The organism is Tenebrionibacter intestinalis, assembly GCF_016632365.1.
In the GTDB taxonomy this organism is placed as follows: Bacteria; Pseudomonadota; Gammaproteobacteria; order Enterobacterales; family Enterobacteriaceae; genus Tenebrionibacter; species Tenebrionibacter intestinalis.
Window position 1 is genome coordinate 21,973 of record NZ_JAEPBH010000023.1, and the last position, 24,853, is coordinate 46,825.

At 52.5% G+C, this 24,853-nt stretch carries 20 protein-coding genes and 1 pseudogene; 13 read left to right on the forward strand and 8 right to left on the reverse strand.

The genetic code is table 11. The features are described from left to right. The first annotated feature begins 93 nt into the window (after nt 1-93). From JJB97_RS10065 to deoD, 5 genes are all read left to right on the forward strand, one after another. Nucleotides 94-1,371 (forward strand): NupC/NupG family nucleoside CNT transporter, encoded by a 1,278-nt coding sequence (locus JJB97_RS10065; RefSeq protein ID WP_238713882.1) that lies wholly within the window; start codon nt 94-96, stop codon nt 1,369-1,371. 263 nt (nt 1,372-1,634) lie between these two features. After that, on the forward strand, nt 1,635-2,414 hold the full coding sequence (deoC, locus tag JJB97_RS10070) for a deoxyribose-phosphate aldolase (protein WP_238713883.1): 780 nt from the start codon (nt 1,635-1,637) through the stop codon (nt 2,412-2,414). A 25-nt stretch (nt 2,415-2,439) separates the two neighbouring features. Next, complete coding sequence (gene deoA, locus JJB97_RS10075; RefSeq protein WP_238713884.1) at nt 2,440-3,762, forward strand: thymidine phosphorylase; 1,323 nt, start codon at nt 2,440-2,442, stop codon at nt 3,760-3,762. A 232-nt stretch (nt 3,763-3,994) separates the two neighbouring features. After that, nucleotides 3,995-5,218, forward strand: a complete 1,224-nt coding sequence (gene deoB / locus JJB97_RS10080) for a phosphopentomutase (RefSeq protein ID WP_238713918.1) — start codon at nt 3,995-3,997, stop codon at nt 5,216-5,218. A gap of 58 nt (nt 5,219-5,276) precedes the next feature. Then, complete coding sequence (gene deoD, locus JJB97_RS10085) at nt 5,277-5,999, forward strand: purine-nucleoside phosphorylase (protein WP_238713885.1); 723 nt, start codon at nt 5,277-5,279, stop codon at nt 5,997-5,999. Nucleotides 6,000-6,493: 494 nt separating this feature from the next. Here the strand turns inward: deoD and JJB97_RS10090 are convergent, their stop codons facing one another. Then, nucleotides 6,494-7,375: a hypothetical protein gene (locus JJB97_RS10090; RefSeq protein ID WP_238713886.1), complete on the reverse strand. Its 882-nt coding sequence runs from the start codon at nt 7,373-7,375 to the stop codon at nt 6,494-6,496. Between the two features lie 629 nt (nt 7,376-8,004). Between JJB97_RS10090 and JJB97_RS10095 the strand changes: the two genes are divergently transcribed. After that, entirely contained in the window at nt 8,005-8,337 is a 333-nt protein-coding gene (locus JJB97_RS10095; RefSeq protein ID WP_238713887.1) for a phage holin family protein, read from the forward strand. Nucleotides 8,338-8,481: 144 nt separating this feature from the next. On the opposite strand, the gene JJB97_RS10100 is transcribed toward JJB97_RS10095, so the two are convergent. The 4 genes and pseudogenes from JJB97_RS10100 to JJB97_RS10110 form a co-directional block, all read right to left on the reverse strand. Continuing rightward, nucleotides 8,482-10,008, reverse strand: coding sequence for a T6SS phospholipase effector Tle1-like catalytic domain-containing protein (locus tag JJB97_RS10100; protein WP_238713888.1), 1,527 nt, complete (start codon nt 10,006-10,008; stop codon nt 8,482-8,484). Between the two features lie 186 nt (nt 10,009-10,194). Next, entirely contained in the window at nt 10,195-10,875 is a 681-nt protein-coding gene (locus tag JJB97_RS10105) for a hypothetical protein (RefSeq protein WP_238713889.1), read from the reverse strand. Nucleotides 10,876-10,893: 18 nt separating this feature from the next. Continuing rightward, a pseudogene (locus JJB97_RS18760) lies at nt 10,894-11,037 on the reverse strand (helix-turn-helix domain-containing protein); the annotation flags it as partial. A gap of 1,399 nt (nt 11,038-12,436) precedes the next feature. Next, nucleotides 12,437-13,087, reverse strand: coding sequence for a YtjB family periplasmic protein (locus JJB97_RS10110; RefSeq protein WP_238713890.1), 651 nt, complete (start codon nt 13,085-13,087; stop codon nt 12,437-12,439). A gap of 104 nt (nt 13,088-13,191) precedes the next feature. Between JJB97_RS10110 and serB the strand changes: the two genes are divergently transcribed. From serB to nadR, 3 genes are all read left to right on the forward strand, one after another. Next, nucleotides 13,192-14,163, forward strand: coding sequence for a phosphoserine phosphatase (serB, locus tag JJB97_RS10115; RefSeq protein ID WP_238713891.1), 972 nt, complete (start codon nt 13,192-13,194; stop codon nt 14,161-14,163). 4 nt (nt 14,164-14,167) lie between these two features. Continuing rightward, entirely contained in the window at nt 14,168-15,550 is a 1,383-nt protein-coding gene (gene radA / locus JJB97_RS10120) for a DNA repair protein RadA (protein ID WP_238713892.1), read from the forward strand. Nucleotides 15,551-15,623: 73 nt separating this feature from the next. Continuing rightward, the gene (gene nadR / locus JJB97_RS10125; RefSeq protein WP_238713893.1) at nt 15,624-16,868 is read left to right on the forward strand and encodes a multifunctional transcriptional regulator/nicotinamide-nucleotide adenylyltransferase/ribosylnicotinamide kinase NadR; all 1,245 of its coding nucleotides are present in this window, start codon (nt 15,624-15,626) and stop codon (nt 16,866-16,868) included. A gap of 511 nt (nt 16,869-17,379) precedes the next feature. Here nadR and ettA read toward each other — a convergent pair. Then, a complete protein-coding gene (gene ettA, locus JJB97_RS10130) occupies nt 17,380-19,047 on the reverse strand; it encodes an energy-dependent translational throttle protein EttA (protein ID WP_238713894.1) in 1,668 nt (555 codons plus the stop codon). Nucleotides 19,048-19,554: 507 nt separating this feature from the next. Here ettA and sltY point away from each other — a divergent pair. Both sltY and trpR read left to right on the forward strand, forming a co-directional pair. Beyond that, on the forward strand, nt 19,555-21,492 hold the full coding sequence (sltY, locus tag JJB97_RS10135) for a murein transglycosylase (protein ID WP_238713895.1): 1,938 nt from the start codon (nt 19,555-19,557) through the stop codon (nt 21,490-21,492). A gap of 68 nt (nt 21,493-21,560) precedes the next feature. Then, nucleotides 21,561-21,896 (forward strand): trp operon repressor, encoded by a 336-nt coding sequence (trpR, locus tag JJB97_RS10140; RefSeq protein ID WP_238713896.1) that lies wholly within the window; start codon nt 21,561-21,563, stop codon nt 21,894-21,896. Here the strand turns inward: trpR and yjjX are convergent. Next, nucleotides 21,890-22,405 carry an inosine/xanthosine triphosphatase gene (yjjX, locus tag JJB97_RS10145; protein WP_238713897.1) on the reverse strand — a complete coding sequence of 172 codons (516 nt, stop codon included), beginning with the start codon at nt 22,403-22,405 and terminating at the stop codon, nt 21,890-21,892. The two genes, trpR and yjjX, sit on opposite strands and share 7 nt — an antisense overlap. A gap of 182 nt (nt 22,406-22,587) precedes the next feature. Between yjjX and gpmB the strand changes: the two genes are divergently transcribed. After that, a complete protein-coding gene (gene gpmB / locus JJB97_RS10150) occupies nt 22,588-23,235 on the forward strand; it encodes a 2,3-diphosphoglycerate-dependent phosphoglycerate mutase GpmB (protein WP_238713898.1) in 648 nt (215 codons plus the stop codon). On the opposite strand, the gene robA is transcribed toward gpmB, so the two are convergent. Further along, the gene (gene robA / locus JJB97_RS10155) at nt 23,232-24,101 is read right to left on the reverse strand and encodes an MDR efflux pump AcrAB transcriptional activator RobA (RefSeq protein ID WP_238713899.1); all 870 of its coding nucleotides are present in this window, start codon (nt 24,099-24,101) and stop codon (nt 23,232-23,234) included. The two genes, gpmB and robA, sit on opposite strands and share 4 nt — an antisense overlap. 208 nt (nt 24,102-24,309) lie before the next feature. On the opposite strand from robA, the gene creA reads away from it, so the two are divergent. Beyond that, nucleotides 24,310-24,780: a protein CreA gene (creA, locus tag JJB97_RS10160; protein ID WP_238713900.1), complete on the forward strand. Its 471-nt coding sequence runs from the start codon at nt 24,310-24,312 to the stop codon at nt 24,778-24,780. Nucleotides 24,781-24,853 lie beyond the last annotated feature (73 nt).

A 24,853-nucleotide genomic window follows, 5' to 3' on the forward strand; every position in this document is an offset into this window, starting at 1 on the left:
ATCCAGTCAGACTATATTTACCCACCTGCCGGTATAATCCTCGCGCTCTTAGGGCTTCTTTTAACTTTTTTGTTGACTACGCAGGGAATTCGTATGCAAATCCTCATGGGTCTGATTGGCATGGTTGTGTTGGTGCTGATCGCCATTCTCCTTTCCAGTAACCGCAGAGCCATTAATCTTCGTACTGTCCTTGGCGCATGGTGTCTTCAGGTAGGTATCGGCGCGTTGATACTTTATGTACCCGTGGGGCGTAAAGTGCTGATGGCGATGTCTGACGGCGTAGCCAGCGTCATCGCCTATGGCAATGAAGGCATCAGCTTTCTGTTTGGCGGGCTGGTATCTGATAAGATGTTTGAAGTGTTTGGCGGCGGCGGCTTTATTTTTGCCCTGCGCGTATTGCCGGTGATTGTATTTTTCTCATCCCTTATTGCCGTGCTGTATTACATCGGCATTATGCAACTGGTTATTCGCGTGCTGGGCGGCGCGCTGCGTAAAGTGCTGGGCACGTCGCGCACTGAATCGCTTTCTGCGACAGCGAATATCTTTGTTGGGCAGACCGAGGCGCCGCTGGTGGTGCGTCCATATATTGCCACAATGACGCGCTCCGAACTGTTTGCCGTTATGTGCGGAGGCCTGGCCTCGGTAGCCGGTTCTGTGCTGGCGGGTTATGCCCAGATGGGCGTGCCGCTGCACTATCTGATTGCGGCCTCGTTTATGGCGGCTCCGGGCGGACTGCTGTTTGCGAAAATCATCCTGCCGGAAACGGAAAAGACGCACGATGAGCCGCAGCCAGATAGCCTGGAAAACGATCCCGATAAACCTTCTAATCTGCTTGATGCGGCGGCAGCCGGCGCGGCGTCGGGAATGCAGCTTGCGCTGAACGTGGGGGCGATGCTGCTGGCGTTTGTCGCGCTCATTGCCCTGCTTAACGGCATCCTCTCCGGCGTTGGCGGCTGGTTTGACTATCCGCAGCTTTCGATGCAACTGCTCCTTGGTTGGGTGTTTGCGCCAATAGCCTGGGTGATTGGCGTGCCCTGGAGTGAGGCGATGGTCGCCGGTTCCTTTATCGGCCAGAAACTTATCATCAATGAGTTCGTGGCCTATCTGAACTTTGGGCAGTACCTGGCGGATGATGAAACCGTGCGTGCTGCCGGTATGCAGGTGCTTTCCGGCCATACCAAAGCGATTATCTCTTTTGCGCTGTGCGGATTCGCCAACCTTTCTTCTATCGCTATTCTCATTGGCGGGTTGGGCAGCATGGCGCCAACCCGGCGTCATGAAGTGGCGCAACTGGGGCTAAAGGCGGTGGCCGCCGGTACGCTCTCGAACCTGATGAGCGCCACAATCGCAGGCCTGTTCCTGGCGCTGTAATAGCAGTGGTTGTTAGAATTTTCACATCTTTCTCAGGCGGCCGGACATTCCCCGGCTGCCGCTTTTCTCCCCTCCTCAGACGTTGTCTTACGCGTTTAATCCCCTATACTGTCGGCATGCCGCAACGCAGATTTAGGCTTTTGTGAATGGCGACACGATAATTTTACTGCGCTGAATGTTATTATTTTAACATTACGCGGTCGCCGTTGCGTCAGCGCTAAAATCGTCGCTACCCGCCCCCCCGAACCGACCTGGAGTAAACTATGACCGACTTAACCGCCAGCAGCCTGCGTGCGTTAAAGCTGATGGATCTGACCACACTGAATGATGATGACACCGATGAGAAAGTGATAGCGCTGTGCCAACAGGCGAAAACGCCGGCAGGTAACACGGCGGCGGTGTGTATTTACCCGCGCTTTATTCCGGTTGCGCGTAAGACGCTAAACGCGCAGGGCACCCCGGAAATCCGCATTGCCACCGTGACCAACTTCCCTCACGGTAATGACGACATCGATATTGCGGTTGCCGAAACCCGCGCCGCCGTAGCGTATGGCGCAGATGAAGTGGATGTGGTGTTCCCATACCGGGCGCTGATTGCCGGTAACGACCAGGTGGGTTTTGAACTGGTTAAGGCCTGTAAGGCAGTATGCGCGCAGGCGAATGCGCTGCTGAAAGTGATTATCGAAACCGGCGAACTGAAAGACGCGTCGCTTATCCGCAAGGCGTCTGAAATCGCTATTCATGCTGGCGCTGATTTTATTAAAACCTCTACCGGTAAAGTGCCGGTCAACGCCACCCCGGAAAGCGCGCGCATTATGCTGGAGGTTATCCGTGATATGGGCGTGGAAAAAACAGTGGGCTTTAAGCCCGCAGGCGGCGTTCGCTGCGCCGAAGATGCGGCAAAATATCTGGCAATGGCTGATGACATTTTTGGCGCAGACTGGGCTGATTCACGTCACTATCGCTTTGGGGCCTCCAGCCTGCTGGCGAGCCTGCTTAACGCGCTGGGCTACGACGCGGACAGGCGCGGTAGCGGCTATTGATTTTTGACGTTTTCCGGGAGGTTCCTTGTTTCTGGCACAAGAAATTATTCGTAAAAAGCGCGATGGGCAACCGCTCAGTGATGAAGAAATTCGTTTCTTTATTAACGGCATTCGCGATAACACCGTTTCGGAAGGGCAAATTGCCGCGCTGGCAATGACTATCTTTTTCCATGATATGTCGGTGGCCGAGCGCGTGTCGCTGACGCTGGCGATGCGCGATTCCGGCACGGTGCTGGACTGGCGAGGCCTGGGGCTGAACGGCCCTGTTGTCGATAAGCACTCCACCGGCGGCGTAGGTGATGTGACCTCGCTCATGTTGGGGCCGATGGTAGCTGCCTGCGGCGGCTATGTGCCCATGATCTCCGGGCGTGGGCTGGGCCATACTGGCGGTACGCTGGATAAGCTTGAGGCTATCCCCGGTCTTGATATTTTTCCAGACGAGGCGCGTTTTCGCGAGATTATCAAAGACGTGGGTGTGGCGATTATCGGCCAGACGCGCTCGCTGGCCCCGGCGGATAAACGCTTTTACGCCACGCGTGATATCACCGCCACGGTGGATTCTATCCCGCTGATTACAGCCTCGATACTGGCTAAAAAGCTGGCTGAAGGGCTGGATGCGTTGGTGATGGATGTGAAAGTGGGCAGCGGTGCGTTCATGCCAACGCCTGAGCGCTCGTTGGCGCTGGCTGAATCGATTGTCGGCGTGGCGAACGGCGCGGGTGTGCGCGCCACGGCGCTGCTGACCGATATGAACCAGGTGCTGGCTTCCAGCGCAGGTAACGCGGTGGAAGTCCGTGAAGCTGTGCGCTTTCTTACCGGTGAATATCGTCACCCCCGCCTGCTTGAGGTGACGCTGGCGCTGTGCGTGGAGATGCTCATCTCCGGCAAGCTGGCAGCCGATGAGGCCGATGCCCGCGAGCGGTTACAGGCAGTGCTTGATAATGGTCGGGCCGCGGAGATATTTGGTCAAATGGTGGCTGCGCAGAAAGGGCCGACGGACTTTGTTGAGCATTATGACCGCTATCTTCCTGCTGCGGCGTTTCGCAAACCGGTCTATGCCGATACGCATGGCTATGTCGGCGCAATGGATACCCGCGCGCTGGGCATGGCGGTGGTGGGATTGGGGGGAGGACGCCGCCGGGCGTCGGATACTATCGACTATGGCGTGGGGCTGACGGAAACTATCGCGCTGGGCGAACCTGTTGACGGGCAGCGAGCGCTGGCAGTGATTCACGCGCGTGATGAAGCGCAGTGGCAGGCTGCGGCGCAGGCCGTGAAGGCTGCGATACAGGTGAGCGATGCGCCGCCGCAGCTGGCGATGGTTGTTTACAGACGCATAACGGGCTAATACACCTACAGCCCTGCCGGCAAGGCGGCCCTGCGGGTATACTGAAAGGATGTTTTCTTTAGCGCCTGAAAAGGTTCCCGGGGGCGTCTGCGACGTTGTTTAAACGTCGAAGCCGCGCTGAATCAACGTATACACGCGGTACGCAAAACGAGGCGGTCCGGCGTTCGGCTAACCTGAACGAAGCAGGCAGGGCGGGCAGTTTGCGTAAGGGCGTACTGACGCAGGAGAAATGATGAAACGTGTATTTATTATGGTGCTGGATTCGTTTGGCATTGGCGCAACCGAAGATGCCGCACGCTTTGGCGATGAAGGGGCCGATACGCTGGGCCATATTGCGCAGGCCTGCGCCAACGGCGAGGCCTGCGAGGGGCGGACGGGGCCGCTGCAACTTCCTAATCTGACCCGGCTTGGTCTGGCAAAGGCGGCGCAAGGCTCTACCGGCGCTATTCCCGCCGGTATGGACGCCAGTGCGGAAATTATTGGCGCGTACGCCTGGGCGCACGAGCTTTCTTCCGGCAAGGATACGCCGTCCGGCCACTGGGAGATAGCCGGCGTTCCTGTGCTGTTCGAGTGGGGCTATTTTACCCAACAGGAAAACAGCTTTCCGCAGGCGCTGCTGGATAAACTGGTCGAGCGTGGCAAGCTGCCGGGCTACCTTGGCAACTGCCATTCCTCCGGTACGGTGATTCTGGATGCGCTGGGCGAAGAGCATATGAAAACCGGTAAACCGATCTTCTATACTTCGGCGGACTCGGTGTTTCAGATAGCCTGCCATGAAGAGACATTCGGCCTCGACCGGCTTTATGCGCTGTGCGAAATCGCCCGCGAAGAATTGACCGAAGGCGGCTATAACATTGGCCGTGTGATCGCTCGCCCGTTCGTGGGGGAGAAAGCCGGTCGCTTCCAGCGTACCGGTAACCGCCACGATCTGGCCGTGGAGCCGCCTGCGCCGACCATCCTGAAAAAACTGGTGGATGAAAAGAGCGGGCAGGTGGTTTCTGTGGGTAAAATCGCAGATATCTATGCTAATGTCGGCATCACGAAAAAAGTGAAGGCTACCGGCCTGAATGCGCTATTTGACGCCACGCTTGCTGAAATTAAGGCCGCGGGCGATAACACTATTGTCTTTACCAATTTTGTGGACTTTGACTCAAGCTGGGGACACCGTCGCGATGTGTCTGGCTATGCCGCCGGGCTTGAATTGTTCGATCGCCGCCTGCCGGAGCTGATGGCGCTGGTAAAAGACGACGATATCCTGATTTTAACCGCCGACCACGGTTGTGACCCTACCTGGCCTGGCACTGACCATACCCGTGAACACATTCCTGTGTTGATCTATGGGCCGCAAATAAAGCCGGGTTCGCTGGGTCACCGTGATACGTTCGCCGATATCGGCCAGACGGTGGCAAAATATTTCGGCCTGTCCGACATGCAGTACGGCAAGGCGATGCTTTGACTGGGATAAATTCCGGGCGCTGCGGCGTCCGGTACATGAAAACTGTAAGGATAATGCTATGGCTACGCCACATATTAATGCAGAAAGGGGCGATTTCGCTGACGTCGTACTGATGCCGGGCGACCCGCTGCGCGCAAAACATATCGCTGAAACGTTCCTTGAGGGGATCGGTGAAGTGAACAACGTACGCGGCATGCTGGGCTATACCGGCGCCTACAAAGGGCGTCGGATTTCGGTGATGGGCCACGGGATGGGCATTCCTTCCTGTTCTATCTATACCAAAGAGCTGATTACCGATTTCGGCGTGAAGAAAATCATCCGCGTAGGCTCCTGCGGCGCGGTACGCCCGGATGTAAAGCTACGCGACGTGGTGATTGGTATGGGAGCCTGTACCGATTCCAAAGTGAATCGGCAGCGTTTTAAAGATCATGATTTTGCCGCTATTGCCGATTTTGATATGGTGCGCAACGCCGTGGACGCGGCAAAAGCGTTGGGCGTTGACGCGCGCGTGGGCAACCTGTTCTCCGCTGATTTATTTTACTCGCCGGACCCGCAGATGTTCGATGTGATGGAGAAATACGGCATTCTGGGCGTGGAGATGGAGGCGGCTGGCATCTACGGCGTGGCGGCGGAATTTGGCGCGAAGGCGCTAACGATTTGTACCGTCTCTGACCATATCCGTACTCACGAGCAGACCACAGCGGCGGAGCGCCAGTCCACGTTTAACGATATGATTAAAATCGCGCTGGAGTCTGTGTTGCTGGGAGATAAAGCGGCATAAGGCTAATGCCAGCCCGTTAAGCGGGTTTGTGAATAACGATTCCTGTTAATGCAAAAATCATAACGTATTGAGGCCTGGTATGGGGCCTCTTCTTTTTTTATTTTTCGTTAGTCCCCCCTTGATTGCGTTTAACTGATGAGCTTCTCCCTGAAAACAGAGCAGAGAATTAAAGCGGGACTATTTATTTACAATTGCGCTGGCAGTTGCCATACCGTCAAAGCGGTATTCTCAGTTTCGTTAACTGACTGAAGCTGCCCGAGCATATTACTAAGCCGCATAAGCGGATTATTTAGCATTGACATGTCCCGGGGGCTGGCAGGGCTTTTTTACTTTCCCGCTCCAGCATGCGCAGGCTTAAGGATACTGGTGCAATATTTGGCAAATTAATTTTGTTTACGCCTGAATAGCCAGTTAAATAGCTTTCAGCTTTTTATTATTACAAAAGTTGGCATCCTGCATATAACGTTCAATAAATACAGGATGCCAGGCTTAGATTACTGATTAATTGTCATGCTAACATCGTCAATATCAACATATTCATCCGGGTTCTGATGATAATCAGCCTGGAAATGCAGGCATAAATCCTGTCCATCAACGTCCCCGAGGTTAAAATCAGCAGTAAACTCGGTAAAATCTGTGCGGCTGCCCGCTATGTTGGTGCTCCAGTATGGTTTCGCATCTGGTGTAGAGGCATCCAGAATTGCCACGGTAGCGCCCAACACGCCACGCAGCTTACCTTTAATCGTACCGCTCTGGTTTGATTTAAATGCGTGGCGCTGAAAAATTGATTCCGTAGGATGTATCCGTGCGAAATGATTCTTTTCAACAACATCTTCATCTGAGGTCTGGATAGCCGAGCCTGTTAAAGAATCTGTCCATGAAGCGGCCCCGTTCTCGAAATCGCCATTGTTAATGACCGCGCCAGCTTCGCTTTCAATTTTGATATTATCAATATCTACCGTTGCGTCAGCATTCTGATCCCATTTTGCCTGAAAATGAAGGCACAGATCCGAGCCAAGATTATCCCCTAAAGCGAAAGCTAAAGTCTCCACCTTCCACTCGTTGCTATTATCTGGCGTCGCTTCCCCAGACCAGTATACTGTAGGTTCAGCTAAGGAAGCGTCCATAACAGACACGATGACTGGCAGCATACCACGAATAGAGAGCGTAATTGTTCCGCTGTCATTTGGATGAAAAAAGGTGCGCTGGAAAATAGATTGTGTGGTTTTAATCTCTGCATAACTATTTTTTCCTTCGTGCTCCTCTTCGCTCACTTCAATTGGGTTACCCGTGAGTGAATACATCCATTGTGTATTTTTCGTTTCTTCAAAATCGCCATTCTGGATTAAGTTATTGGTTGCTTTAACTTTTTTCATTTGTATATCCTTTAAATTTATACGTTTAATTGTTTGTGCTATTTATATAAAGCAACTCTGAATGAAATGCTGTAACTCTCTGAGCCAGGTAGAGTTACTTATCCCATTAAATATTTGGGGAAACTCTCCTGGGTAAAGAATTACATGGCCATTAAATTATTGGAAACGAGATTAATTCAATTTAGGTTCGTTTTTTTTCATGTGTGTGCGTTTGCCTGAGGCAGCATTAACTTGCTACGCTTTAATTCGTGACAAATATCACCTTTATGTTTCCTTGAATGCCAGTCAATCTCTGAATAACACTATGTGATGGAACATTGCTGTTTTAGAATAAAAAAACTTAAATATTGTGTGTTACCTCGCAATGTTTCACATCCTGTTTCTTTTAGTATGCTGATTTTCTCTTAGCGCATGAGTGAAAATGTATTCTTCTCATCTCTACGTTAAAAATATTTCATCCTCCGCTAGTTATTTTTCGGTATCTTCTTTTTTACTGGTATTGACAGTATGAACCTGGAACTTTTTAGTGGCCTGGCTGCCTGCAATGTAGCTGTGTAATATTAAAGTCAACACGGAAAAATTGCAGGAGGACTGACCATATTGAAGCCCTTACGGGCCAGGAGAGAATAATGGCACTCAGTCCCGATTTATTAACAAATATAATCAACCATTCTCCGGAGCCGGTCTTTTGGTTGATGGTTGGCGTTTTTTCCGTGTGGGGGGGCGTGGTTCGTTATCTGATGGATAACCAAAGACGCAGGAGGAAACGTAAGTGGACTGAAGCTGTATCACAAATCATCATATCCGCCTTTACAGGGTTTCTTGGCGGTTTGTACAGCTTTGAACACGGAAACAGTCCGCTGATGGCCCTGATTACCGCAGGGCTCTGTAGCACGCTGGGCAGCACCCTGCTACACTGGTTATGGCGGCGTGTTTTTGCATTGACAGAAAAAAATCCATAGTTATTAATGATTCAGACGTGAGGAAATTTCTGGTTTTATTTAACAGGCGGCGCGACTTCACAGGAATTAGCCGGACCTGAAAGCACGGATTTATCCGTGCTGAGAAAATTTATATTTATATAAATGTCGCTCCTGCAAAAGGGTTTATATCTGCACTTTTTTTCCGTCCATATCGTAGACGGCCCTTCGCCAGCGTTCGTCGGGCCGGTTGATAAAATTAATCCATTTTGCCGGCCTGACCGCGCCTCTCAGCCTGCCTTGATCGTCTTTTTCTACACAATTCCAGTTGGCAGAGCAGTGAATATATTTTTCTGCCAGCCTGTGAATTTCTTCATCTGTAAAACCGTCAACCTGAAGTCCGGTACGGATTGCTCGCCCCATAAGGATCGCTTTTTCACAAAAACGCTGTAGTTCGGATTGAAAAGCAATTCCCGGAACAGCGCTATCACATGGGTAAAATTCCACTCCTGCATCCTGCGCCGCATCAACCATGACTCGAAGCACCACCTTTGACCAGTCATTGTACGTTGGCCGTTCGATAACGGCAGCGGCGCCGCTTCGCTTTTGCCGGGCGCCATACCGATCGGCGGGCATGCGCGCGTCATGCCAGCTCTCAACGGTTACCCCGGCCGTCTGCAACAGGGGCGCGATGGCCGGATAGGCCGCCATTGCGCTGAGCTGTTCGCACGTCTTTTGATATATTCGTGTTCCGCTATCAGGTGTGGAAAGCGGTACTGTTTCATACTCCGGTCTTGTGACGAAATATCGCTCGTATTCACAGGTGTTATATCCTCCGCCAATATCAGAATGTACACCCGGCAGCGCCAGCTCCGGCCATGCAGGTTTGACACTATTCAGGGCAAAATTAAACCGACATTCGTGTTGCGCAGTGATATGAAATACTTTTTGCGCAACCCCTGGACGAAGTTTCAGATTGACCTCGCCAGTATCGGCGTTATGCGGATTGAGACCGTTTATGGGAGTGCAAATGGCCGCAACGGTATCGAATAAGCCGAGAAAACGTGTTTTTACCTCTAAAGCCCCCTGTGAAACCCTCTTTGTCAGCACAGGCTGAAGTGCTGCGATGATGGCCGGATCCTGGCTAAACACACGGTTGGCGAAGTGGCGCGCTGCGGCTGCTCCCCGGCTGAAACCGAAAATGTCAAACTGTATATTTTGGATGATGCAGTGGTGGGTTACGTCAAGCCTGCCCAAATAATCCCGGATGCAGCCCGCCAGGGCCGCAACTGCTTTATCTGTTTTTTTCACCACTCCCGTGTCGCCTCTACCGGTGACGATGCCATAGATGTTGTCGTGCGCCCCATCTTCGGTACCCACGCCCTCAATATATAGCGCATACTGGCCAGACCCGGAGTCAGGGGCAATATCCTGGCGATAAAGCGTGTAGAGCTTGTAAATATTGGTTTGAGCATTGAGGCTACTTACTGCCGCTCTGCCGATAAAACCGTGAGCCGGTAAGAGATGCTGATCTGAGGATAATTCTCTCATTCTATTACGCGTATCAGTATAGTTAACCTGATGATAGCCGCCGTCAGATGAATTTTGGCCTGTGCCATCAAAAAAGATACCGATAGTCAGGATAATAGCTTGTTTAGGCTGCGTCATATTCTCTGTGCCAGCCGCTGTGGCATTAATTGATTCGCTTTTCATGGGCTACCTCGCCAGTCATAGCTGTCCGATTCTTTATAAGGAAATGCAATGGATATGCTTTAAGCCACATGTATAATTTGACTATGATTTACCTGGTGTCGTCTATTATCCCCACATAATGAGGAAAAATGTTTCAACAGATGTAAACCAGTGAGAATCTGGCTTATGTAAAACGCATAGAACGGGTTAGTTATTATGTATGCACGAAACAATATCTATTAACTCATCATATCGCTCCTTTTTAAAATATATTCCTCTGTTTAATATGAATTGAAATTCTTTTGGCATATCTAAGGAAATTAAATCCTTCTCATTAAAGGCAGGGTGATTGACTGCGTTTTCAGTAATTAAGGCAATGCCCATATCCAGCGTCAACGCCCCGATCACATCATACACATCAGGAAGAGCAATGAATTGGCCTTTAATGCAATGTTCGCGCAGGTTATTTTTGATTTTTTGAAAAACGTTATGTTGTAATACGGCATCACGCAGGAAGATATTTTCCATTTTAAGCATCTGAAATGGATCTTTATATTTGCTGATAACCTTCTCACTGGCAACAATTACAATTTTTTCAGGCGGCAACGCCATTTTATAAACAGAGGTGGGGATTTTTTCATTTAACCCATATGTGACATCCAGTATTACATCACAATATTCATCTAAAGTATTTTCCAGCGGTAAACTTGCTTTAGATGATTTAATTTCAATCCTGTTGCCAAATTTTTCAATTAGAATTGCTAATTTTTTCGGCAGCGTAGGATTTAAAAAAGCATCGACACAAATAACCGTCCTGGGTGTATCTCCTTTAGTACGGTTGAATATATTAATGCTTTTGTCATATAAAGGGGCAATATCGTTATACAAAGCTTTCCCATAACTGGTAAGAAAAGTGCCTGTCTTTTTCCTCAGTATCAGTTTTTTTCCTAAACGCTGCTCCAGTTCATGAATTCCATGACTGAGTGCGGAAGGTGTTATAGCAATATCGTTAGCGGCAAGGCTAAAGCTTCCTGCTCGCGCTACTGCAATAAATTATTGGATTTGCCTGGAGAAAAACATAATTGCCTCTGTTTATAATTAGTCAGTTAATTCTTAATCGCAAAGCGAGTGTAAATGTTTGATATAGATCGTGTTTTTATGAATTTCACCGAGTGGCATTCCTACGAATATCAGAATTTATTGGCAATTTTAGATAAAGTATTGTGACCCAGATCGCTTAATTTGAATTATGTAAACTCATTAATTTCTTTAGGCGTCCTGGCGACAGGGCTTTCATTGCATGAATTAATTTTTAAACAATCTGAATTTTTTTCATTCCATTTCAGTACAGGTTTAATGACATAAAGCATATTTTCTAATCAGGGCTAAAGAAATTATGCTTCGCTATGCAGAACAGAGCAGGAGGAAAACTCGCTACCACGCGGATGGTGTTTTAAGAATAGTCTGATTATGGTTTTTACCCGGCAAGGACGAAGGGCCATCAGATTATTTAGATACTCATTTAACCATTTCTAAACTGGGGCTGTTCTACTGTAAAAACTTACTGATCTACAGAAGTGGTTAAGCTCACCCGTTACAGCTCAGTCACGGGGCTGGTGCGGGCAGTGCTGAATCCAGGACGGTTTCTTTCATTGAACCGCCGCTAATAAACGTCCCTGTGCAGGCGGTTTTATCGTTAAGACAGAAAAGATATCCGATCGCTTAAGTTACCCCTCTTTCCAGGCGCTGAACCCTTTTCCCTGAAGGCAACTTCGCACTGCGGCAAGTTTATTTTGTTAGCCATACCAGCATTTTCTCCCGGCATTTACTTGCTATTGACGCCCATGCATCTAATTACTATTAATAAAACAAGGCGTTAACTTAGTTATGATGTGCAAAAAGCGGCTAAGCTTAAAACGGTATAAATACAACTTTGCCATAACATGCCGCTAATCGTATTACGGGCGACAACCGGAGGCCGCTCGCGCGGCCTTCAGATTGTTGGCAAAGAAGGAAAAAACGGTTTTTTTCCTTCTTTGTGGTAAGCAGGCGAAAATCAATGCGTTGATTTTCCTTATTTTTTTATTGAATTTCATCCATCCTGTCTGCGTCAGGATGGGGTTTGTCAGCCGTCTCAAAGGCCGCTCTCGCGGCCTTGTTTAGCGCCCGTTGATTGAGCGCGATCGCGTACCACATACGCTGGCGGGCGCATGCCGCGCGTTTTTGTAGCCAGTGGCAGTCCGAAACGGCAATCCGGACATTGTGAACTTATTTTCATAATGTCGTCACGCGAGGTTCTGGTTTTCACATTGTTGCGGGCTGAGGCCGTTGCAGGAGATATGAAGCGCGGAAATTAGCCGTCGCAAGGAAGGCAGGCCGGATGCCTTTATGAAAACGAACCTGAAGGATAGCGCGCGCCCGGAGCCGGGCGCGTATCGTGCAGTAGGTTTTAGCGCGAAGGGCCGCCGGGCATGTCATCATCTTCAGGAACCGGGCGGCTGGCGGTTAGCAGGTAAGGAGACTGCTGCCAGCGGGTGCGTTTTCCCTGCAACAGCGTGCGGGTCAGCACTATACCGATCGCCAGAGCCAGTAGCAGCATCAGGCGCAGAATATTGGTCGTGTTATCCACCTGTTTTGCTTCCGTCGCCAGGGTATGCGTATCCAGCGTCATGCGCAGCTGGCCAAGCCGCCCATTTTTACCCTTAATATCCTCTACAATTTGCTGATTGAAATAGCCGCCAGCTTTTTTGCCGTCGAGCGCCAGCCGGTCACGCACGTCAACGCTTTCACCCGCGCGCACGACGAGCGCTCCGCCTTCGTCATAAACGCTGGCGTCCAGCACGCGGCTGCCTTCGGTCAACTGGCGAAGCACGGCCATTATCTGTTTTTCGTCCGGCGTCTGGCTTTTCATCATTGGCGCAAGGGTATAGCTCACCTGGCGCGCCAGCGTGCGGGCAATCTCTTCCATTTGGACATTGCGCGAGTTCTGATGATTCTGGCTGAACCATGAGGCGCCCTGCATCAGCGCGACCAGCAGCGCCAGGCAGAGAAGTACGATCGCCGCGCGGTGCAGCCGGAATTTAAATTTTCCCTTAACCATATTTCACCCGTTAAAATTTGCAGTCTGCATGTTGCCAGATGTGCTCTCAACAGGGTAGCCTCATGCGTTGTTTTGTTGCGGCCTAACTTGATACAGGAGCTGAAATGCCCAATAGTTTGACCTGGCGCGATCTGCCTAATGAGGTCCCTCTCTGGCCCGGGTTACCCCTTTCTTTAAGCGGCGATGAGGTGATGCCTCTGGATTATCGTGCAGGGCGCACAGGATGGCTTCTGTACGGGCGCAGCCTGGATAAAGAACGCCTTACGCGCTACCAGCGCAAGCTGGGCGCGGCGATGGTGATTGTTAGCGCCTGGTGCGTGGAAGACTATCAGGTGATTCGCCTGGCGGGGTCTTTGACGCCTCGCGCCGCAAGGCTTGCGCACGAGGCGGGGCTGGACGTCGCGCCAATGGGTAAGCTTCCTCATCTGCGTACGCCGGGTTTGCTGGTAATGGATATGGATTCCACGGCCATTGAAATTGAATGTATTGATGAAATTGCAAAGCTGGCGGGTACCGGTGAGAGCGTTGCTGAAGTGACCGAGCGCGCGATGCGCGGCGAACTGGATTTTACCGCCAGCCTGCGTCAGCGCGTGGCGACGCTAAAAGGCGCCGACGCGGCGATATTGCGTCAGGTGCGCGATGCGCTGCCGCTGATGCCGGGCCTTGTGTCGCTGGTAGTAAAACTCCAGGCGCTGGGGTGGAAGGTGGCGATTGCCTCTGGCGGCTTTACGTACTTTGCCGATTATCTGCGTGAAAAGCTCAACCTGAACGAGGCGGTGGCCAATGTGCTGGAAATTCGCGACGGCAGGCTGACCGGCGAAGTTTGCGGCGCTGTTGTCGATGCCAGGCATAAAGCCCAAACCCTTACCGAACTGATGGAAAAATATCATATAGCGCCCGCCCAGACGGTGGCGATTGGCGATGGCGCCAACGATTTACCCATGCTCAGGCGCGCAGCGCTCGGTGTGGCTTATCATGCCAAACCTAAGGTGAATCAGCAGGCGGAAGTGACTATCCGCAACGCCGATCTGATGGGGGTATTCTGTATTCTCTCCGGCAGCCTTAACCAGGAATAATGACATGGCGAAAGCGGTAAAACGCGCGTTTGTTTGTAATGAATGCGGCGCGGACTATCCGCGCTGGCAGGGGCAGTGCAGCGCCTGCCATGCCTGGAATACCATTACTGAAGTGCGGCTTGCGGCCTCGCCGCAGGCGGCGCGCAACGAGCGTCTGTCCGGCTATGCCGGTAGCGCAGGCGTCAGCAAAGTGCAGAAGCTTTCTGATATCAGCCTGGAGGCGCTGCCGCGCTTTTCCACCGGCTTTAAAGAGTTCGATCGCGTACTGGGCGGCGGCGTTGTGCCCGGTAGCGCTATTCTTATCGGCGGCAATCCCGGCGCGGGCAAATCCACGCTGCTGTTGCAGACGCTGTGTAAGCTTGCGGTGGAAATGAAAACCCTTTACGTCACCGGCGAGGAATCATTACAGCAGGTTGCGATGCGCGCCCACCGCCTGGGGCTGCCGACGGATAACCTTAATATGCTTTCGGAAACCAGCATTGAACAGGTCTGCCTGATTGCCGAAGCGGAGCAGCCGAAGCTTATGGTTATCGACTCTATTCAGGTTATGCATATGGCGGACGTGCAGTCATCGCCCGGCAGCGTGGCGCAGGTGCGCGAAACCGCGGCCTATCTGACGCGCTTTGCCAAAACACGCGGCGTGGCTATCGTCATGGTCGGCCATGTAACTAAAGATGGTTCGCTGGCAGGGCCGAAGGTGCTGGAGCACTGTATAGACTGCTCGGTTTTGCTTGATGGCGATGCCGATTCCCGCTTTCGCACGTTGCGCAGCCATAAAAACCGTTTTGGCGCGGTAAATGAGCTGGGCGTATTTGCTATGACGGAGCAGGGAATGCGTGAGGTGAGCAATCCGTCGGCAATTTTTCTAAGCCGTGGCGATGAACTGACAGCAGGCAGTTCCGTAATGGTGGTATGGGAAGGTACGCGCCCGCTGTTGGTGGAAATTCAGGCGCTGGTGGATCAGTCTATGATGGCGAATCCGCGCCGTGTGGCAGTCGGCCTGGAGCAGAATCGCCTGGCGATTCTTCTGGCCGTGTTGCATCGGCATGGCGGGCTGCAAATGGCCGATCAGGACGTGTTTGTAAACGTAGTCGGCGGCGTGAAAGTGATGGAAACCAGCGCCGACCTGGCGCTGCTGCTGGCTATGGTGTCGAGCCTGCGCAACCGCCCGCTGCCGCACGATCTGGTGGTGTTTGGCGAAGTGGGGCTTGCAGGCGAGATCCGGCCTGTGCCGAGCGGGCAGGAGCGGATTACCGAAGCTGCCAAGCACGGTTTTCGCCGCGCTATTGTGCCGCACGCCAATGTGCCGAAAAAGCCTCCGGAAGGGATGACGGTGTTTGGCGTGAAGAAGCTGGCGGATGCGCTGGCGATTTTTGACGACTTATAATGGTATTTCCACTTATTTCTATTCGTTGTTCGGGTCGCGTCTGACTCAAAGGAATTATTGCAGGAGGCTGTAAATGTCGTCGTTCGACTACATTAAGACCGCTATACGACAGAAAGGCTGCACTCTGCAACAGGTCGCGGATGCCAGCGGCATGACAAAAGGTTATCTCAGCCAACTGCTGAATGCCAAAATCAAAAGCCCCAGCGCCCGCAAACTGGAGGCGCTGCATCGTTTTCTTGGGCTGGAGTATCCGCTCAGGCAGAAAAGCGTGGGCGTTGTATTTGGTAAATTTTATCCGCTCCATACCGGACATATTTATCTGATTCAGCGCGCCTGTAGCCAGGTGGATGAGCTGCATATCATCATGGGCTATGACGAAACGCGCGACCGCGCGCTATTTGAAGACAGCGCCATGTCGCAGCAGCCAACCATCAGCGATCGCTTGCGCTGGCTGCTTCAAACCTTCAAATATCAGAAAAACATTCGTATTCATGCCTTTAATGAGGAAGGGATGGAGCCTTACCCCCACGGCTGGGGAGTGTGGAGCGAGGGCATTAAAACCTTTATGGTCGATAAAGGCATACACCCTGACTGGGTCTATACCTCTGAAGAGGGCGATGCATCGCAATATCTGGAGCATTTGGGGATTGAAACGCGGCTTATCGATCCTGAAAGAACGTTTATGAGCATCAGCGGTACACAGATCCGCGAAAATCCGTTTCGCTACTGGGAGTATATTCCTACTGAAGTAAAACCGTTTTTTGTGCGCACGGTGGCGATTCTGGGCGGGGAATCAAGCGGAAAGTCGACGCTGGTGAACAAGCTTGCGAATATTTTCAACACTACCAGCGCCTGGGAGTACGGGCGTGACTATGTCTTTTCGCACCTGGGCGGCGATGAGATGGCGCTACAATATTCCGATTATGATAAAATCGCGCTTGGCCAGGCTCAATATATTGATTTTGCTGTAAAATATGCCAATCGTGTAGCCTTTATCGATACAGATTTCGTTACTACGCAGGCGTTTTGTAAGAAGTATGAGGGCCGGGAGCATCCTTTTGTTCAGGCGCTGATTGACGAATATCGTTTTGATCTGGTCATTTTGCTGGAAAATAATACGCCGTGGGTTGCAGATGGGCTACGTAGCCTGGGCAGTTCGCTCGATCGCCGTCAGTTTCAGCAAATGTTGGTAGCCATGCTGGGGCAAAATGGCATTCGTTATGTTCATGTAGAAGAAGCGGATTACGATTCTCGCTTCCTGCGCTGTGTGGATCTGGTAAAGCAGATGATGGGCGAGTCCGGCCCGGATACGCCCTGAAGTTTTGTAACCGAGAGAGCGTAGCAGAAAGAGGCAGCATAGCCTTAAGCGATCTTAGCCTGAACGGCGACCTTGCGATAATAACGAAAAGGACAAACGTGAGTTTATCCTCAGATTGTTGGCAAAGAAGGAAAAAACGGGGTTTTTCCTTCTTTGTGGTAAGCAGGCGAAAATCAATGCTTTGATTTTGCTTATTTTTTATTGTATTTCATCCATCCTGTCTGCGACAGGTTGGGGTTTGTCAGCGGTCTCAGGACAAATGTGAGTTTGTCTTCTTTGTCGCTATTAGCCGAAAACCCGTGTATTTCTTTTTCTGATGTGACAGGGCGAAGCCGCACGTAACCGCGTTTGTCAGCGACTTAAAGGAGAGGAAAAGCGTGCTTTCCCCCTCCTTTGCGGCTAACAGTTGAAAATCACCAGGTCTATTTTCTTTATTCTGCCGTCACGCGGGGCTGACATTGCCCGGCCCGTTGTTTGCCAGCGGAAATAAGGGCGGCTGTTAACGCCCTTTTTACTTCATTATACGTTTGTATTTAATCCGCTTCGGCTCAAGTGCATCGGCGCCGAGGGTGCGTTTTTTGTACTCTTCGTATTCGGTGAAGTTGCCTTCAAAGAATTCAACTTTGCCTTCGTCCTGGTAGTCCAGAATGTGGGTTGCGATACGATCAAGGAACCAGCGGTCATGCGAGATAACCATCGCGCAGCCTGGAAATTCCAGCAGGGCGTTTTCCAGCGCGCGCAGCGTTTCTACGTCAAGATCGTTAGTCGGCTCATCGAGCAGGAGCATATTGCCGCCAACCTGTAACAGTTTGGCAAGGTGCAGGCGCCCGCGCTCGCCGCCGGACAGCTCGCCTACGCGTTTTCCCTGATCGGTGCCCTTGAAGTTGAAGCGGCCCACGTAAGCGCGGCTTGGAATTTCAAAATTACCGATCTTCATGATATCCAGACCGCCGGATACCTCTTCCCACACCGTTTTTTTATTGTCCATCGCATCGCGGAACTGATCGACGGAGGCGATTTTCACGGTGTCGCCCAGCGTGATAGTGCCGCAATCCGGCTGTTCTGCGCCAGCGATCATGCGAAACAGCGTGGATTTCCCCGCGCCGTTTGGGCCAATGATGCCGACGATTGCGCCTTTCGGAATAGCAAAAGAAAGCCCGTCAATAAGAACGCGATCGCCATAGGATTTGGTCAGGTTCTCTACTTCCAGCACTTTGTCGCCGAGGCGCGGGCCGGGCGGAATGAACAGCTCGCTGGTTTCGTTACGCTTCTGGTACTCGACATTGTTGAGTTCTTCAAAGCGGGCCAGGCGCGCTTTACCTTTGGACTGCCGGCCTTTAGCGCCCTGGCGCACCCATTCCAGCTCTTTTTCAATAGATTTGCGGCGTGCTGCTTCCTGAGAGGCCTCCTGGGCCAGGCGCTGATCTTTTTGCTCAAGCCAGGAAGAGTAGTTGCCTTCCCACGGAATGCCTTCGCCGCGATCCAGCTCCAGAATCCAGCCTGCCACGTTGTCGAGGAAGTAGCGGTCGTGGGTGATGGCGACGACGGTGCCTTCAAAATCATGCAGGAAACGTTCCAGCCAGGCGACAGATTCGGCGTCCAGGTGGTTAGTGGGTTCGTCAAGCAGCAGCATGTCCGGTTTTTCAAGCAACAGTCGGCAAAGCGCCACGCGGCGACGTTCGCCGCCGGACAGGTTAGCAATTTTAGCGTCCCACTCTGGCAGACGCAGCGCGTCGGCGGCACGCTCTAACTGCATATTCAGGTTATGGCCGTCATGGGCCTGGATTATTTCTTCAAGTTTGCCCTGCTCTGCGGCCAGTTTGTCGAAATCAGCGTCCGGTTCAGCGTAAAGCGCATACACTTCGTCCAGGCGCTTAAGGGCGGTTACCACTTGCGCGACGGCCTCTTCGACAGATTCACGTACCGTGTGCTCTGGATTGAGCTTCGGCTCCTGCGGGAGGTAACCGATATTTAAACCCGGCTGCGCACGCGCTTCGCCTTCTATATCGGTATCAATACCCGCCATGATGCGCAGCAGGGTGGATTTACCGGCGCCGTTCAGGCCCAGTACGCCAATTTTAGCGCCCGGGAAAAAGCTCAGAGAGATATTCTTAAGGATATGGCGCTTCGGCGGCACAACTTTGCCGACGCGGTGCATGGTATAAACGAATTGAGCCACGTTGCGACTTCGCCTCTTTTATAATGGAAAAATGGTTCGTTTCAGAAGCGAAGTTTAGCCTTTTTCAAGCCTTAATCCCAGCCGGGGGGGGGGAAGGGGCGGCTTCGTTCCGGGCGCTGTCTTGAGAAATGTAATGAAAGGCGCGTAGGCCGTGATGCGAACTGGCCCGTTAAGGCGGCGTGGCCTGGAAAATCTCAGCGGCGCCTGGTTTGAGCGTCCCGCTGTACGCCGGGAGGCGCTTATCGCTCGCCTGTCGGATACCGCTCCTGCCCGCCTTGCGTGCGCTGTCGCATTAACAATGCCATTTTTCCGGTTGCGCTATTGCTGGCTACAATAGTGCGGAGCCGGTTTTTATATGTAGATGAAGGATAAATGAGCGGTAATCGCCCCCGGCAGAGAAAAAACGTTCAGAACATGGCATAACCGGCAGTCCGCAGTTAGCATAAATGAGAATACTTTTCAGCGGCTTGACGCCGCGATGGCATAATTAATAACGCGAGGTTTTTTGTGGGAAGAGCCAAACAGGCCGTCTGGCGCACTCTGGTACTCAGCGTTTGTTTTCTGAGTTACAGTCAGGCGGTTCACGCTGATTCACTGGATGAGCAACGTAGCCGATATGCGCAGGTCAGGCAAGCCTGGGACAACAAACAAATGGACGTGGTCGCGCAACTGATGCCCACGCTGCGTGATTATCCGTTGTATCCTTACCTGGAATACCGACGGTTGACCGATTACCTGAAAAATGAGCCTTCCATCAGTGTCACGGCATTTGTACAGAAATACCCGACGCTGCCGCTGGCGCGCAGCCTCAGATCGCGTTTTGTTAACGAGCTGGCGAGGCGTGAAGACTGGCGCGGCATCCTGGCTTTCAGCCCACAAGAGCCAGGCGCGGTGGAGGCCCGCTGTAATTACTATTACGCAAAATGGAACACGGGCCAGACGACCGAGGCCTGGCGTGGCGCGCATGAGCTGTGGATGACGGGTAAAAACCAGCCTGCGGCCTGCGATCGACTTTTCCAGGCCTGGCGCGCATCGGGCACGCAGACGGCCGAGGATTATCTCGAGCGTATCCGGCTGGCGATGAAGGCTGGCAATACTTCACTGACGTTAAGGCTTGCGGCTGGTATGCCTGCGGGGTACGGCACTATCTCTGGCGCGATTCGTTCGCTTGCCGCCAGCCCGGATAGCGTTTTGCAATTTGCCCGCAGCGTGAGCGCAACGGACTTTACCCGCCAGATGGCTGCCGTGGCGTTTGCCAGCGTGGCGCGTCAGGATGCGGAAAACGCCAGGTTGATGATCCCCTCTCTGGCCCAGGCGCAGCAGTTATCAGAAGACCAGACACAGGAGCTAAAAGAGATAGTGGCCTGGCGGCTGATGGGGAATGATATCACCCCTGGCCAGGCAAACTGGCGCGATGACGTCATTATGCATTCTCAGTCCACTTCACTGCTGGAGCGGCGCGTGCGCATGGCGTTGGGGGCTGGCGATCGACAGGGCCTTAACACCTGGCTGGCGCGCCTGCCGATGGAAGCAAAAAGCAAAGACGAGTGGCGTTACTGGCAGGCTGACCTGCTGTTGGCGCAAGGGCGTGATAGAGAAGCAAAAGAGATATTGCATGAGTTGATGCGCGGTCGTGGTTTTTATCCTATGGCTGCCGCGCAGCGGCTGGGGGAAAAATACGTACTGCGTATTGATAAAGCGCCGGCGGTTAGCCCGCTTCTGCTTCAGGGCGCTGAGATGGCGCGCGTGCGTGAATTGATGTACTGGAATTTGGACAATACCGCGCGCGGAGAATGGGCAAACCTGGTAAGCAGCCGCTCGACGTCGGAGCAGGCAGGCCTGGCGCGATACGCCTTTAACCAGGGCTGGTGGGATCTGAGCGTGCAGGCAACGATTGCCGGTAAGCTGTGGAATCACCTGGAGGAGCGCTTCCCGCTTGCCTGGCAGTCTACGTTTGACAGCTACACCCGCAATAAGGATATTTCTTCCAGCTATGCGATGGCGATTGCTCGCCAGGAAAGCGCCTGGAATCCTAAGGTGCGCTCACCGGTTGGCGCGACCGGGTTGATGCAGCTCATGCCTGCAACGGCGGCCCATACGGCGAAAACGTATGGAATTCCTTACTCCAGCCCACGTCAACTGCTCGACCCGGATATGAATATTAATCTGGGGACCACTTACCTGCAGAGTGTGTATGAACAGTTTGGTTATAACCGTATCTTCGCCTCGGCGGCTTATAACGCAGGGCCTGGGCGAGTGAGAACCTGGCGCGGCAATAGCGGCGGGCGTATTGACGCGGTGGCGTTTGTAGAAAGCATTCCATTTTCTGAGACGCGCGGCTATGTAAAGAACGTACTGGCCTATGATGCTTACTATCGCTATTTTTCCGGTAAAGACCGTGCGCCTGGGTTGATGACGGATGCTGAGTGGCAGTCGCGTTACTGATTTTTCCCGTAGCTATGTTATGCTGCTGTACTAGTTAGATAGTATTGTTAACGGTATGGTGGCATAACATGTCTCAGCTATCCCAGTATTCTGCGGCGCAGGCGGAACAGAGTAATAAAGAGTGGCTGCGTTTTGTAGCGCTGTTGCAGCAGGCGTTTGATAAACAGCTTCATTTGCCGCTGCTGACGCTAATGCTTACCCCGGATGAGCGTGATGCGCTCGGTACGCGTATTCGTATTATTGAAGAGCTTCTGCGCGGCGAAATGAGCCAGCGCGAGCTTAAAAATGAGCTGGGCGCTGGCATTGCGACTATCACTCGGGGTTCCAATAGTCTGAAATCCGCCCCGCCAGCGCTGCGCGCCTGGCTGGAGGCGGTGTTGTTGGGCGAGGCTGACAGTCAGTGATACACCGCGTTATGAAAAGGGCTGAGCGCCAGTAGCACCGCCTGATGGTAAACGCTGCTGCGCGTAAGATGGCCTGCGGTGAAAACGCCTATTGCGCCTTCCTTGCGGCCGATTTCACTGATGCCGCTCCACTCAGACATCACCGGCCCCAGCGCTTCGCCTGCCAGCACGCGCTCGAGAATGGCTTTCGGTAGCGGCAGCGTAGCAGATCGCGCCTCGCCGCAGCGGTGTTTGTTCTCAATGACCACCCAACTGAAGGTGCTTGCGTCATCTATGCCCGCCTCGATAGCGACCCAGAAATCCGCATCAGGGCTGGCATTACGGGCATATTCAACACGCTGACGGGCGCCGCGTCGCGTTTCTTCATTGCCGATGGGCTGTTCCGGGACGCCGCTCTCAACGCTAACGGCGTCAATATGGCAGGATCCGGCGCCGAAAATTAATTCAAATGCCGCCAGAATTGCCCGAATTTTGGCGGGGTTTTGGGTTGCGCAGATGACATGGTACATAATCTGTGGAACTCTGATAGAAATTTATGAAAGCAGTATACCCAAAATACTTTGCGTTGCAGAAAGGCTGTCGGCAGTCAATACACTTAGCTAACCTGAAACGGTGGTTTACTTAAAGTGTAAATGACGGGCCGTCCGCTTTTGCGTACGTAAAATATGGCGGGTTATCATGGATAAAACGCATGTTACAGGTATATCTCGTCCGTCACGGCGAAACAATGTGGAATGCCGAACGACGGATTCAGGGACAATCCGACAGCCCTCTTACGGCGCGTGGAGAACGTCAGGCTGCGCAGGTCGCGCAGCGCGTGAAGCAACTGAACATAACGCACGTTATCGCCAGTGATTTGGGGCGTACAACGCGCACCGCAGAAATCATTGCCAATATTTGCGGCTGCGGCGTGACGCTCGACCCGCGCCTTCGCGAGCTGGATATGGGCGTACTGGAACGCAGACAGCTTGATTCGCTCACGCAAGAAGAAGAAAGCTGGCGGCGGCGTCTGGTTAACGGTACGCCGGACGGGCGTATACCCGGCGGGGAATCCATGCAGGAGGTGAGCGTGCGCATGCACGGCGCGTTGAATGCCTGTTGTGAACTTCCTCAGGGCAGCCGGCCGCTGCTGGTGAGTCACGGCATGGCGCTGGGCTGCCTGGTCAGTACGATTCTTGGCCTGGCGCCCTGGGCTGAACGCCGGTTACGCCTGCGTAACTGTTCGCTCTCAAGGGTTGATTTTCAGCAAAGCCCGTGGCTTGCGCCTGGCTGGGTGGTGGAAATGGCGGGCGACATCTCGCACCTTGACGCCCCCGCGCTGGATGAATTACAACGCTAGCGGCGTACCGGAATGAGGTATTCACAGCGTACCTCTTTCGGCGGTTCGGCCAGTTTTTCTCGGTGGGCAGGATAAAAACGCTCGATATCCTGCCCACGGCGACGGGTAAGATTCAGCATGGGCATACAGGTGCCATAAAGCGTTAGAACAAAATTCTGCAACCCTTCCGCTGGCCCTTCATAGTTAAACTGCACATAGTCTCCGCCTTCAAGATGCACCGGCTGTAGGTTAGGAATATTGCTGTTAGCCATCTCTGGCGGCAGCGCGGTGGTATAGAGCACTTCCTGTTCATCGTCTTTATCTGCGTTGGCGCGCGGTTCATGCAGGCCATACAGTACGGGGGGAATGGTCGAGGTGTGGCTCAAAAACTGGTGCCAGAACTGAATACGCATCTCGTTTCGAAAGGCGCTGATTTGCTCGAGCGTGCAGCTATAGCTTTGCGTGGTGCCCAGCAGATGCGTTTCCGGCAGCGTAATAAAATGGGGTTGCGGCGGCGTGAATTCCCCCAGGCGAATCGGGGGGCGCATGCCGAAGGCGCTCCAGTCCGCAGAACGCCGATACAGCGCGGGCGTTCTGGCAAATTGTTTTTTAAAGGCGCGGGTGAAGGTTTGCTGTGAATCAAAACGGTATTGTAACGCAATATCCAGTATCGGGCGGGCGGTCAGGCGTAACGCAACGGCGGACTTGGATAACCGTCTGGCCCGAATATATGCGCCAATGGCGTGACCGGTAACCTCTTTAAACATCCGCTGTAAGTGCCATTTTGAATAACCGGCTTTGGCAGCAACGTTATCCAGCGAAAGAGGTTGGTCGAGATGGCTTTCCAGCCAGGTTAATAAGTCGCGAATAATCCCAGCCTGATCCATAAATTATCCTCATCCTGACGAGCGTATACCTCAACTTTTAGGAATGGATAATAACATTTTTTATTGTTTAAGCATTCAGTGTTTTTTTATGCATTTCATGCTCAAATTAGGGGGGGTAAACCCGGAAAAGTTTAATAACGTGATATTAAACATTTTTTTTGACGATACGCTGTTAATGGTTAAACGCAACGTTAAGCATGGTAACAATATGAAATGTAAGGTAATGGTATCCCTTTTGTCGCTGCTTCTGGCCGCGGGCGCCGCCAGAGCGGAACAAATTGGATCTGTGGATACGGTTTTTAAGATGTTCGGGCCTGACCACAAAATCGTGGTTGAAGCCTTTGACGACCCTGATGTAAAAAACGTGACCTGCTATATCAGTCGTGCGAAAACAGGCGGCATCAAAGGTGGTCTGGGGCTGGCTGAAGATACGGCCGATGCGGCGATTTCTTGCCAGCAGGTTGGCCCTGTTGAAGTCAGTGAAAAGATCGCTGCGGGAAAAGCCGAAGGCGAAGTCGTTTTTCGTAAGCGTACGTCGCTGGTGTTTAAGAAGTTGCAGGTGGTCCGTTTTTATGACAAGCAGCGCCATACTCTGGTTTACCTTTCTTATTCGGATAAAATTGTTGATGGCTCGCCTAAAAACGCGCTAAGCGCTGTACCGATCATGCCCTGGAAATAGGCGGGGTAGTATGCTGATGGCAACCGTCGCCGCACGGTTGCGGTTTCCGGCTTTCTTTATTCGCGATTAACGG